General features: G+C 61.8%; 9 protein-coding genes. 3 read left to right on the top strand and 6 right to left on the bottom strand.

Annotated elements, in window-relative coordinates:
• The first annotated feature begins 5 nt into the window (after positions 1–5).
• Both CLU91_RS19315 and bamE read left to right on the top strand, forming a co-directional pair.
• Positions 6–794 carry a hypothetical protein gene (locus CLU91_RS19315; protein WP_100875436.1) on the top strand — a complete coding sequence of 263 codons (789 nt, stop codon included), beginning with the start codon at positions 6–8 and terminating at the stop codon, positions 792–794.
• Positions 791–1,096, top strand: coding sequence for an outer membrane protein assembly factor BamE domain-containing protein (gene bamE / locus CLU91_RS19310; RefSeq protein ID WP_100875435.1), 306 nt, complete (start codon positions 791–793; stop codon positions 1,094–1,096). Before CLU91_RS19315 ends, bamE begins: the two co-directional genes overlap by 4 nt.
• 92 nt (positions 1,097–1,188) lie before the next feature.
• Here the strand turns inward: bamE and CLU91_RS19305 are convergent, their stop codons facing one another.
• The 3 genes from CLU91_RS19305 to CLU91_RS19295 form a co-directional block, all read right to left on the bottom strand.
• The gene (locus CLU91_RS19305) at positions 1,189–2,844 is read right to left on the bottom strand and encodes a methyl-accepting chemotaxis protein (protein ID WP_100875434.1); all 1,656 of its coding nucleotides are present in this window, start codon (positions 2,842–2,844) and stop codon (positions 1,189–1,191) included.
• A gap of 444 nt (positions 2,845–3,288) precedes the next feature.
• Complete coding sequence (locus CLU91_RS19300) at positions 3,289–5,451, bottom strand: DEAD/DEAH box helicase (protein ID WP_100876809.1); 2,163 nt, start codon at positions 5,449–5,451, stop codon at positions 3,289–3,291.
• A 200-nt stretch (positions 5,452–5,651) separates the two neighbouring features.
• Entirely contained in the window at positions 5,652–6,533 is an 882-nt protein-coding gene (locus CLU91_RS19295) for an alpha/beta fold hydrolase (protein ID WP_100875433.1), read from the bottom strand.
• Positions 6,534–6,667: 134 nt separating this feature from the next.
• Between CLU91_RS19295 and CLU91_RS19290 the strand changes: the two genes are divergently transcribed.
• Complete coding sequence (locus CLU91_RS19290; RefSeq protein WP_100875432.1) at positions 6,668–8,284, top strand: M28 family peptidase; 1,617 nt, start codon at positions 6,668–6,670, stop codon at positions 8,282–8,284.
• A gap of 89 nt (positions 8,285–8,373) precedes the next feature.
• Here CLU91_RS19290 and CLU91_RS19285 read toward each other — a convergent pair whose 3' ends face one another.
• The 3 genes from CLU91_RS19285 to CLU91_RS19275 all read right to left on the bottom strand — a co-directional run bounded on the left by CLU91_RS19285 (position 8,374) and on the right by CLU91_RS19275 (position 12,659).
• The gene (locus CLU91_RS19285) at positions 8,374–8,790 is read right to left on the bottom strand and encodes an SRPBCC family protein (protein WP_100875431.1); all 417 of its coding nucleotides are present in this window, start codon (positions 8,788–8,790) and stop codon (positions 8,374–8,376) included.
• A gap of 129 nt (positions 8,791–8,919) precedes the next feature.
• Complete coding sequence (locus CLU91_RS19280; RefSeq protein ID WP_100875430.1) at positions 8,920–9,618, bottom strand: dienelactone hydrolase family protein; 699 nt, start codon at positions 9,616–9,618, stop codon at positions 8,920–8,922.
• A gap of 95 nt (positions 9,619–9,713) precedes the next feature.
• Positions 9,714–12,659 carry a polymer-forming cytoskeletal protein gene (locus CLU91_RS19275; RefSeq protein ID WP_100875429.1) on the bottom strand — a complete coding sequence of 982 codons (2,946 nt, stop codon included), beginning with the start codon at positions 12,657–12,659 and terminating at the stop codon, positions 9,714–9,716.
• Positions 12,660–12,706 lie beyond the last annotated feature (47 nt).

The following is a 12,706-nucleotide window of genomic DNA, read 5'->3' as shown; positions in this document are numbered from 1 at the left end:
AAGCCATGCGTATTCCTCTCTCCCTGCTGCTTGCCTGCCTGCTCCATGGCCCGGTCGCCCTGGCGCAAACCGCGCCCGTGCCGCAAGTCAAGGTCGATGCCACGCGCGACCCCGTGGATAAATCCTACCGCAAGATGCTGCAGGGCGTGGACCGCTTCGAGCGCGACCATGCGCTGGCGCCGCAAGCGGTGCTGCGCTTTCGCTTGCTGCCGCGCCAGCCCGGCGTGGACATGACGGGCGTGCAGCTGCGCATCGCCGGCGACACCGTCAGCATCCCGCTGCCCCTGGCCGAGGACAACAGCTTTGCCCCCGTGCGCAACGCGCAAGCCGCGCGCGAGGATGCCGTGCTGATCGCCAACCGCAAGGCTTCCAGCATGAGCTGGCGCGCGCAAGTGATCACGCCCGGCTTGCCGCCCGGCACGCGGCGCCTGGGCGACCTGCGCCTGGAATGCCGCGCCGGCATGGATTCGGGCCTGATTTCGAACGACCCGCAAATCATCGCCTGGCTGTCCAGCATGCTCTACAGCACTGATAAAGTGTGTTCCGAGCCGGACGGCAATTATTTGTTTTTCACGGACCGCCCCCTGTTCGGCGTGACCCTCGTGCATGGCGAACGCAGGGTTGCGCTACCGTTTACCATGCTGTACGCGGGCGGCGAGCAAACGCCCGCCTCGCTGCCCTACTGCGATTGCCAGGTCTTGCTTGACCGCACGTATTACGCGCCCCTGTGGGACAGCAACTGGCCCGACGATACCCTGCTGGAATTTACGTATATGGACGAGGTGGCGCCATGAAGTGGCTGGTCTTCGCGCTGGCGCTGCTGGCCGGGTGCTCGGGCACGCGCGCCTTGCAGGCAAGCAAAAACGTGCCTTACGCCACCCTGGAACAGACGGTGCAGCCGGGCAGCAGCACGCGCGACCAGTTGCGCGCCGCGCTGGGCGAGAGCACGTCCATCCGTTTCGACAGCGGCAATGAAGTGTGGATGTACACCTACCCGACGGCCTCGGGCGCGCAGGGAGAGTATGTGATTCTGTTTGGCGGGGATGGGGTGGTGAAGAAAGTGCGCAGCGGGGAAGTGTATCGGGTGAAGAAGTAAGAGTACCCCAAAAGCAAACTGGGGGGAATGCTCCCAATGGGAAGCATTCCGGTCACGCAGTGACGGACCCCGGCCTTTCGCCGTTGGGGTAATTAGCGCGCCTTCAGCAAAGCGCGCGACGCCATGCCCGCGCCCACGCTGCGCCCCACCCCTGCAGCCTTGCGCTTGGGCGAGGCCTTCAGTTTGAAGATGCCGATCGACTGGGCCACGCTCTCGGTGCGCCGCGCCAGGTTGGTGGCGGCCGCGGCCGCCTGCTCCACCAGCGCCGCATTCTGCTGCGTGATGCCATCCATGTGGATGACGGCCTGGTTGACTTGCCCGATGCCCTGGTTCTGCTCGCGCGTGGTGGAAGAAATCTCGTCCATCATTTCCGTCACGCGGGCCACGGAGGCGATCACTTCCGCCATGGTGGCGCCCGCATTGCTGGTCAGCACGCTGCCCGCATTCACGGTGGCGATCGAATGGTCGATCAGGTGCTTGACTTCCTTGGCCGCCGTCGCCGAGCGCTGTGCCAGGCTGCGCACTTCGCCCGCCACGACGGCAAAGCCACGGCCATGCTCGCCCGCGCGGGCCGCTTCCACGGCCGCGTTCAAGGCCAGGATATTCGTCTGGAAAGCGATGCCGTCGATCAGGCCGATAATGTCCAGAATCTTGCGCGACGAGCTGCTGATCTCATCCATCGTGGTGACCACTTCGCTGACGATGGTGCCGCCCTTGGACGCAACGGTGGACGCCTGCACCGCCAGCTTATTGGCCGCGTCCACGTGGTCGGCGCTGTTTTGCACCGTGGACGTCAGCTCTTCCATGCTCGCTGCCGTCTGCTCCAGGCTGGACGCCTGCGATTCCGTGCGGCTGGACAGGTCCATATTGCCCGTGGCGATCTCTGCCGTGGTGATGCGGATATCCTCGAAGTTGGCGCGCACGTCGCCGATGATGCTGTGCAGATTGATATTGGTCTGGCGCAGGGCGGCCATCAACTGGCCCATGTCGTCGTCGCGCACCTTGTCGATGACGCCCGTCAAGTCGCCACCGGCCATCTTGCGCGCCATCGTGATGGCGTCGCCCAGCGGCGCAACGAGCGAATTGTGCAGATGGGTCCAGAAATACAGCATCAGCACCACGGCCGCGGCGGCGGCACCGCTGAGCCAGCTACGCGTGGCCGTGCTCGTATCGCCGTCGATATTCCAAACGGCGCAGCCGAGGATGGCCAGCACCACGCCAAAGACGATGCAATGGAAGGCCAGGTCTTGCGACAGGGTCAATTTGCGCCACTCGGCCAGCTTGGCGGCCCAGCCTTGGCGCACGACGCGGCCATTGCGGATCGCCAGGTTCGCGGTATTGCCGTCCTTGAAACTTTTATACAGGGCTGCCGCCTCGTTGACCTGCTCACGCGAGGGCTTGGTACGCACGGACATGTAGCCGATCGGACGGCCGTTTTCAATGACGGGCGTGATATTGGCGAAGACCCAATAAAAATCGCCATTCTTGCAGCGGTTCTTGACCATGCCGGTCCAAGGCATGCCCGTCTTGATGGTATCCCACAGGTCGGCAAACGCTTCGGCCGGCATATCGGGATGACGCAGAATATTCTGTGGCGCACCCAGCAGTTCCATTTCTGAAAAACCGCTGACCTCAATGAAATACTGATTGGCGTAATTGATGTTTCCCTGTAAATCCGTGGTGGAAACAATCGTCATGCCTTCATTTAATACGTATTCATTTTGCGTGATAGGCGTGTTGACCCGCATCGTCGCTCCTCTATTTTTTTCAACTAGCATAACAAAATTATAAAAACAATATACCACATCAAGCACCACCGATATATCGCCCCGGCGACAGTGACGCTGGTCAAAAAATTTAATAAAAGCCAATTCATTTATGTTTTAGAATTTACTTTGACCCAACTTGATTGATTTTATTGAAATGCAAAATTAAAATTGCGTGCAGGTGCAATAATTAATAAAAAATTATGCATTGATGTCACGGGCAATAAATATGGTACTTGCGCCGATCAAAAAGACGCGCAGGCATTGCGATAAAGGCCAGCACATGGCGACGCCTGCCGCCAGCAATAACGCGGCAACAATATTCGTTTCTTGAGGGAAAATAAAAACTGGCGCGAACGCGCCAGTGGGGGATGTGTCTCCAATCCGCGACACAGGCGCCGGGGGAGGCACCTGCGAAGGGATGGCTTACTTGTAAGTCTTGCGCGGTGGCGACTTTGGACGCGCTGGCGCAGGTTTGCGCTCCGTCGTGCCGTCATCGAGGCTGATGCGCAGTTTCTGGCCCGACACGACGACCGATTTCAGGTGGTCGAGGATTTCCGGCGGCATGCCTTCAGGCAAGTCCAACACGCTGTAGTTGTCAAAGATATCGATGCGGCCGATATGCTTGGCTTCCAGGTTCGCTTCGTTGGCGATGGCGCCCACGATGTTGCTTGGCGTTACGGCGTGCTCACGGCCCACTTCGATGCGGTAGGCCGTCACGCCCGGGCGTGGACGTTCCTTCTTCGGCGCGCGCGGCGCAGGTGCTGCGTCGCCCGCGTCCGCTGGCGCATCCTTGAACGCTGGCGCGGACTTGGCGGCAAACGGCTTGCGCGGCGCGGCTGGCGGCGCCAGGTCCGGCGCGTCGCCGTCACGGCTGATGCGCAACTGCTGGCCTGCCACCCACACGGATTTCAGCTGGTCCAGCAATTCTTTCGGCATGGTATCTGGCAAGTCCAGGACGCTGTAGTCGTCATAGATTTCAATGCGGCCGATGTTTTTCGAATCGATACCCGCTTCGTTGGCAATGGCGCCCACGATATTGCCCGGTTTCACGCCATGCTGATGACCGACTTCAATACGGAAAGTCTGCATGCCGGCGTCGGCAGGACGGGAAATACGTTCCTTTTTCGGGAAGGCCGGACGTTCGCCACGCTCGCTGCGCTCGAAGCGGTCATTGCGCTCAGGGCGGTCAAAGCGGTCATTGCGCTCAAAACGGTCTTGGCGTGCAGGACGGTCGTCTTGCCACGTGGCTTGCTCGCGCGCCTTGTTTTTGTCCAGCAGCAGCGGCGTATTGCCACGTGCCATCTTCGCCAGGGCGGCGGCGATTTCGATGGCGGGAATATTTTGCTCGCGTTCGAAATCTTCGATCAGCGACTGGAACTGTTCCAGTTCGCCCAAGGCCAGGGTTTCGCTGATCTGTTCCTTGAACTTGGCGATACGCACGTCGTTGACGGCCTGGATCGTTGGCAGTTCCAGCATGCCGATCGGCTGGCGGGTCGAACGTTCGATGGCTTTCAACAAGTTCTTTTCACGCGGGGTGATGAACAGGATCGCTTCGCCGCTGCGGCCGGCGCGGCCCGTGCGGCCGATACGGTGGGTATAGCTTTCCGGATCGTGCGGCACGTCGTAGTTGACGACGTGGCTGATGCGCTCGACGTCCAGGCCGCGGGCGGCCACGTCGGTTGCCACGAGGATGTCGATCTTGCCGTCTTTCAACTGCTGAATCGTGCGCTCGCGCTGCGCTTGCTGGATGTCGCCATTGATGGCGGCAGCCGAGAAGCCACGCGCTTGCAGCTTGCCGGCCAGCTCTTCCGTACCCAGCTTGGTGCGGGCAAAGATGATCATGCCGTCAAACGCTTCCGCTTCCAGGATGCGGGTCAGCGCGTCGAGCTTGTGCATGCCCGATACCAGCCAGTAGCGCTGGCGGATGTTGTCGGCCGTGCCCGTCTTGGCGGCAACCGTCACTTCGGCCGGGTTCACCAGGTAGGTCGTGGCGATGCGCTTGATGACGGAAGGCATGGTGGCCGAGAACAGGGCCGTTTGATGGCCGTCCGGCGTTTCTTTCAAGATGCGTTCGACATCGTCGATAAAGCCCATGCGCAGCATTTCATCGGCTTCATCGAGTACCAGCGTTTTCAGCTTGGACAGGTCGAGCGAACCCTTGTCCAGGTGATCGATGACGCGGCCTGGGGTGCCGACGATGACGTGCACGCCGCGGCGCAGGGCCGACAGCTGCGGGCCGTAGCTTTGGCCGCCGTAGATCGGCAACACGTGGAAGCCGGGAATGTGGGCGGCGTACACCTGGAACGCTTCGGCGACCTGGATGGCCAGTTCGCGCGTCGGTGCCAGGACCAGGGCTTGGGGTGAGCTTTGTTTCAGATCGATGCGCGACAGGATAGGCAAGGCGAAGGCGGCGGTCTTACCCGTGCCTGTTTGCGCCTGGCCCAGCACGTCGCGGTTCGCGAGCAATAATGGAATCGTGGCCGCCTGGATAGGCGACGGTGTTTCGTAACCGACATCCTTGAGCGCGCGAATCAGCGGCTCGCTCAGGTTAAGGTCGGAAAATAAGGAAATTGGTGTATCAGACATGAAATCACTCACAAGTTCGCTCGAATCGCCCAATGCGAAAGAGTGTATCTGCTAGTTTACTCTTTACTGGACCTTACCGGGTGGACACAGGCGGCAGAACGCCGTTTTTTGCTATCTACAACGCAGAAAAATCGGCGATCCGCACGCAATTGGTGCAAAAAACAAGCAATCTTATGTGTTTTGCAATAGATGTGACCGTTTTACAGGTGCGCCCCGATATTGCTTGCCGCATCGACCGAGTGGCGCAAAAATTCCAGCAAGTCCTCGTTCAGCCTATCCTTGTGCGTCGTCGCCAGGCCGTGCGGCGCGCCCGCATACACGAGCAGCTTGCTGCCGATGATGAGCTCGGCAGTGCGCCGCGCCGACGCGGCAATCGGCACGATCTGGTCATCGTCGCCATGGATCACCAGGGTCGGCACGTCGAAGCTGGCCAGGTCGCTTGTGAAATCCGTCTCGGAAAACTGCTTGATGCACAGATAGGATGCCGGCATGCCCGCCTGCATGCCTTGCCGCCAGAAACCGTCGCGCACGCCTTGCGAGGGCTTCGCATCGGGCCGGTTGTAGCCATAGAAGGGCACACTCAAGTCGCGGAAGAACTGGCTGCGGTCGGCCTGCACGCCGGCACGGATGGCGTCAAACGCGGACAGCGGCAAGCCCAGCGGATTTTCAGTGGTTTGCAGCATCAGCGGCGGCACGGCGCCCACCAGCACGGCGCCCGCCAGGCGCCCGGTGCCATGGCGGCCGATGTAGCGCGCCACTTCGCCGCCGCCCGTCGAGTGGCCGACCAGGGTGGCACCCGTCAAGTCCAGCGCTTCAATCAGCGCGGCCAGGTCATCGGCATAGGTATCCATGTCGTTGCCGTCGAAGGGCTGGCTGGAACGGCCATGGCCGCGCCGGTCGTGCGCGATGACGCGGTAGCCGCGCGCAGCCAGATAAAACATCTGGTCTTCCCAGGCATCGGACGACAGCGGCCAGCCATGGCTGAAGACGACGGGCGGGCCGCTGCCCCAGTCCTTGTAGTAGATCAGGGTGCCGTCGGCGGTACGCAGGGTATTGCTCGATTGCAAATCGGTGGCAGTCATGGAACGCTCCTTGTCGGTGGACCAGCGGCCATTGTGGCCGCAATGGCGCGCGCACGCCGCGCGCTACGCCAGAGCATTGCGGTAGAGTAAGATTGCCACTGCTTTGCTTTCCCGTATTCACTTTTGGAGTTGTCATGCGTTTCCCCCTCGTCCTCGCCGCCAGCCTGTTCAGCACGGCCGCCCTCGCCCAACCGCTCGTTGCCGAAGCGCCCCTGCGCGCCCATCTGTCCTTCCTGGCCGACGACTTGCTGGAAGGACGCGGCACGGGCCAGCGCGGCGGCGACCTGGCCGTGCGCTACCTGGAAACGCAGGCAGCCGTGGCCGGCCTGCAACCATTAAAAGATGGCACATATCGCCAAGCGCTGACCATCGTCGGCAGCAAGGCCTTGCCATCGAGCACAGTGACCTTCAGCGCGGGCGGCAAGACCTTGTCTCCCGCCTTCGGCCAGGACATCGTCTTTGGCGCGGCGAATGGCCAGCAGACAGTGGCGTTCGACGCACCCGTCGTGTTCGCCGGCTACGGCATCCGCGCCCCCGAAGAAAACTGGGACGATTTCAAGGGTGTTGATGTAAAAGGCAAATTGCTCATCCTGATGGTCAACGACCCGCAGCCCACAAGCGCCGAACCGCAGCGCTTCGCCGGCAAGTCCCTCACGTATTACGGCCGCTGGGTCTACAAGTACGAAGAAGCGCTGCGCCAGGGCGCCGCAGGCGTGCTGCTGATCCACACGACGGCGTCCGCTTCGTATCCATGGTCGGTGCCCGCCAACGGCTTCGGCCACGAGCGCTTCAACCTGGCGGGCGCGGGCAATGCGATGGAAGGCTGGCTGCAGGAAGACATGGCGCGCGCCCTGTTCCAGGCGGGCGGGCAAGACCTGGACGCCTTGCGCGCGCAGGCCGAAACGCGCGCATTCCGCCCCGTCGCCCTGAACGCGACGGTCAAGGTGGCAGTCCATAGCCATGTGCGCAGCATCGAGCAATTCAACGTGGCCGGCATCGTGCCGGGCACGGACCCGAAATTGAAGGACGAAGCCGTGATTTACTCGGCGCACTGGGATCATCTGGGCAAGGATGACGAAGGCAGCCAGCGCGCTGGCCAGAGCGACCACATCTACAACGGTGCCATCGACAACGCCTCGGGTGCGGCGGCCCTGCTGGCCATGGCGCAAGTGGCCGTGAAACAGCCGGCACGGCGCACGCAGATCTTCCTGTGGCCGGCCGGCGAAGAAACGGGCATGCTGGGCAGCACGGCCTACACGCGCGCGCCCCTGTGGCCGCTGGCCAAGACGGCCGCCGACCTGAACCTCGACAGCATGAATTTCGTCGGCAAGACGCATGACATCGGCGTGGCCGGCGCCGAGCGCAGCAGCCTGTACGCCAGCGCCGCCAGGGTCGCCAAACGCATGGGCTTGCGCCTGGCGCCGACGATCCCCGACCTGTCCGGCGCGTTTTACCGTGCCGACCATTTTGCGTTTGCCAAGGCCGGCGTGCCCGCCTTCAACGTGGGCTCAGCCGTGTTTTCCGGCGACGGCTCCTTCGATTTCGTCCAGGAACCCAAAGCCTCGGGCGAGCGCCTGGTGGCGTTTAAAAAGGATTACCACCAGGTCACCGATGAGTACCACCCGTCGTGGGACTTGTCCGGTATGGTGCAGCAGGCGCAGTTCACCCTGAATCTGGGCTATGAAGTGGCGAACGACAAGAACTTGCCTACTTGGAACAAGGGTGAGGCGTTTGGGAAGGTAAAACGCTAAGAGGGTAACCATGTTTAACCCGCAAAACAGAAAGGCTGGGGTCAGACCCTCAGGGTCTGACCTCGGTATTTGCTATGGGGTTTGGTGATTCAAATGGCCATGATGCGTTTCAGGTCGACGAACGCTGTTTCGTATAAATGCTGAAACGCGCCCACCATGACCTCTTCCACGCCTTCGGCCGCGTCGAACTCGCTCGACCATTGCGCCACGCATTCATTCGCGCCCGGTTCGCCCGTGACGCGCAGGGTGGAACGGTAGTTCTTGACGGGGATCGGACCGGAGACGATGGTGTAGCTGTAGCTCTTGTCCGCTTCGCTGTAGCTTTGCAGGCGTTCGGCGATGATGGCGCCGTCCGTGGTTTTCAGGCGCCGCACTCTGCCGCCGTGCTCAGGCAGGCTGGTCTTGATGGAGCTCGACCATTCAGCCAGCGACTGGAAGCCGCCGATAAAATCCCACACTCTTTCGGCGCTTGCCGCCAATGTTACAGAAACAATTACTTGGGCCATCTTTGATTCGGTTCCTCATCCAGGTTTGCCGGGCGCCGCGCCCGGCCGGCCGGAGTTGCCCGGCACAGCCGCTATTTTAGCGCCCATGCGGCTTTACTGCCGAGCCGACAGCGCTGGCGGCGCTCCCGCTTACAGATTTTCCGCCAGAAAAATCAAGGAATTGCCGTGCGCGTGGGCCGCGGCGCGCTGCTGGTAACTGTCGCGGTGGGTGCAATTGAAGCCGTGCTCGGCGCCCGGATAGATATGGATTTCCACGTCTTGCCGGTCTTCGAAACGCTCGGCGATGGTTTGCACGGCTTGCGGCGGAATATGGCTGTCCTGCCCGCCGAAATGCATGAGCAGCGGTACCTTGATCTGGTCGGCCAGGTCCAGCTTGTTCTGGATGCCGCCGCCGTAATAGGCGATGGCGGCATCGACCAGGCCGGCCGCTGCCGTTTGAAACGACAGGCGGCCGCCGAAGCAATAGCCGACCGAGGCCAGCTTGCCCGTCACTTCCGGACGCGCGCGCAGGGCGGCGACGGTGGCGGCGATATCGGCGTCGGCATGCGGATTGTCGGTGGCCTGCATCAGTTCCACGGCGCGCTTCCAGCCTGCTTCGTCATAGCCCAGTTCGATGTGCGCGCCAGCGCGCCAGAACAGGTCGGGCACCAGCACCACGTAGCCATCGGCCGCGTACTGGTCGGCCACGGCGCGGATGTGTTCGTTGACGCCGAATATTTCCTGCAACAGGATGATGGCGGGGCCCTTGCCCACGTGCGGCACGGCCAGGTAAGCCTGGAAGCTGCCGTCCGGGCCGGCGATATCGATCCACTGCGAAGTTGTGCTCATAGAAAACTCCAGTCTGAGGTTGGGGGAGGAAATGCCACAGCCAGGCATGTTACTGGTTTTTCGCGCCGCCTGCGTCCGCCCCCCTTTGCACAGGCTCAATACATCTCGCGCAGGTAAAGCACGGGGCCCGATCTGAGGATGCCAAAGACAACGACGCCCACCGTGCTGCCCAGATAGGGATGATTGCCCACGGAAACGTCCACGCTGCCAGCCTTGCCGGTTCCGGGCGCCAGCAGGGTCAGGCGATTGGCCTGCGGCAACGCGCCTTGCACGACGGTATAGACCCGGTCATCAGCGGCCAGCTTGCTGCAGTCCAGCGTTTTCTTGCAATTGACAAACAGTACCTGCGACTTGTTGAACTCACTGATGCTGTCGAGCAGGTTCGTGATCCATTTCGTGCCATTCCAGTACTGCACTTGCACGGCCAGCCGGACGGGCAGCAACTCGGAGCCATAGCCGTGGGCTACCTGCCATTGCCCCGACAGCACGGTCATGCGTGCCTCGTTCTGTATCAATGCCGAACTTGAGCTGACGACGGCGCCGCCGGGATACGTGCTGCTGGCGCGCAGCAGCACGTCGGTGGGCGCCACCTTCACCGGCGCGCCTGCCTTGCCCGGAAAACGGTAGGCGACCATGCTTCGGGCGATGCCGAGGGTAAATGTCGCAGGCGCCACGCCGGTGACGGTGGTTTGCGCCTTGCTGCCATCGGTAAGGCGGCTGCTGCCATCAGGGGTGCTCGGTGGAAAGGAAATCGCGCCCGTGGCCGCATCCAGGCCTTCGAGCAACACGGGCGCCATGGCACTCGGATTGCGCTCGTCATAATTGGCCGTCGTCGCTCCCCCCAAGGCGCGCGCCGTCACGCGCACGCCTATCGCCTGCCCCGAGTAGGCGTAGCGGCCTTGCTCCCCATCGTTGGCACAGGTGAGCGGGGCGGCGCATGGCGTGGCGATGCCGTTGGTCACTTTGGGCTGGTCAGCTTCCTTGTCCTTGATCAACTCCGTGATGAAGTGGTGCGGGATGAACTGCACCTGGCCGCTCGTGCCGCTTGCCAGCGGTGGAATGATGCCATCGACGGCAGGCCGTTGCCATCCCAGGTAGTTCCTCAAGCTGGCCGTAAATCGAACCAATCCCACTTCCTTCCAGCTCATGCCCGTGGCGGTCAAGACACCCCCGCTGAAGCCCAGGCTGCCATCGGCCTCCGGCTCGGCGCGGCCGGCAAACGTGGGCTCAACGACAGTACGTCCCAGCAGCACGGCTGGCGGCGCCGCTTCGCGGCCAAAGTTGGGCGTGACCGCCTTCAGAAAATTCCGTGCCGATACGTTAACCGCTGTTGCCGGCGTCACGCCCGTCACGGCCACGCCCGCACGCTGTGGCGTGGCGATCGCACTGAATACAAAATCGTACGGAGCGACAATCACGTCCCCGCTGCCTTGCATCTTCAAGCCCTTGTCACTGCCGCTGGCCGATTCATACTTTGCGTTCAACGTCAGCTTGCCCGCGTCGGCATAGGACATGGTTGCCGTGGCAACGCCAGTGTTGTCGAACGCCAGGTTGACGGACTGGCCCGTCGCACTGCACGCGCTGCTGGCGCTCGCGGCCAATGGCACAAAGCCCCCCGTCCCTTTGACCAGGAGCGGCAAGGTGCCGCTGGCAGGATTGCTGTAGCTGCAACTGAGGGTCAAATCCTTGCTGGCATTCTTAAACAGGGGAACGCAGGCCTGCTCGTTCGGTTTATCTTGCAATGCGCTGATTGTGAAATCCGTGGCCACGGCGGAGTTATGATTGACGGGCGTGACCATCAAGCCCGTCGCCGCGAACGCCATGTTGCAGCTATTGCTATTGTCCGAGCTGCGCTTGCACACCAGCGCGTCCGTTGCACCGGGCACGCTGGTCAGGCTCAGGGTGGCCGTGCCGACCGTGTACTGGCGAACGGTGGTGCTGACCATGCCTGTGCTGCCGATCTGGACGGATGGAGAAGTAATGCCGCCAGGACTCAGCATCACGGTGGCGCCGCCCGTGTACTTGACGCTGCAAGCCGCATCCGCGCACGCCGTCACCGTTACCGTTTGCGGCGCGCACGTCAGGGCCGTGCCTGAATGATCGATCTGGAAATGGTGGGGACCAGTGGGGGTGCCGGGGCCGCATTTCGGGCCGTTGACGCTGCCGGCAGGCCAGCCGCTGTTGTTCGTCACGCAGCTGCAGGGGTTGGCTGGAGTATAGGCCTTGCAGGTGATCGTCTGATCCACATGCGTCCACGACCCCAGCGTGATGTGGTCGACCAGTGCATTGCCCGTGATATACCCATTCGCCGCATCCAGGGTGACATTGCCGCCCTCGACATTGCCATTGATGGCATTGCCAGAGGCAATGGTCAGCGACTTTAATGCCGTCACGTCGCCCGTGACAAGCAGGCCGGACGCCTTCAGATCGATGGTCGGCGCAGTCAGGTCACCCTTGATCTGGCTGCCGGAACCGATGGTCAGCGTGGTCTTGGCGGTGATATCGCCCTCGATCTGGCTATTCGCGGGCAGGATATTGACGATATTGCCACCAATCGCCCCCGTGATGGTCGAGCCCGATGAAATTTCCACCAGTCCCTTGGCACTGATGCTGCCTGTCACCTTGACGGCACTCCCCCCCATTTTGATGGTCGTGCCGGCAATGTTGGCAATGATCGTCTGCGCCTGCGCTCCCATGCTGAACGTGCCGCCCTCCGCCGTCAGGCTGCCACCAGTCACTTTCAAGTTGGATGGATTGATGTCCTTGATATCGAGATTGCCCGTGGCCGTCAACGCGGCGCTGCCACTCATCCTCAATCCCTGGTTATAAGTCATGGTCAGAGAACTGTTGAAGGTCACGCCATAGCCGCTGGCGATAACGATAACGTCGGTATCGGCCATGGACAAGTTGCCGCAGGTATATTGCGCGCCAGAGCGGGTGCAATTACTGACGTCAACGCCATTGAAATTGAAGGTGGCCGCCTGGGCCATGCCGGTCGATAGATAGAAGAACAAACCGACGAGAAAAATGTATATGCGCAAGATATCGATGAATCTGATGAGTGGGAAACCAGGCGGTCCGTCGCTTA

Source organism: Janthinobacterium sp. 64 (genome assembly GCF_002813325.1).
GTDB lineage: Bacteria > Pseudomonadota > Gammaproteobacteria > Burkholderiales > Burkholderiaceae_D > Janthinobacterium.
Note: the sequence above shows the minus strand (reverse complement) of the source record. Positions and strands in the feature narration are given on the sequence as shown.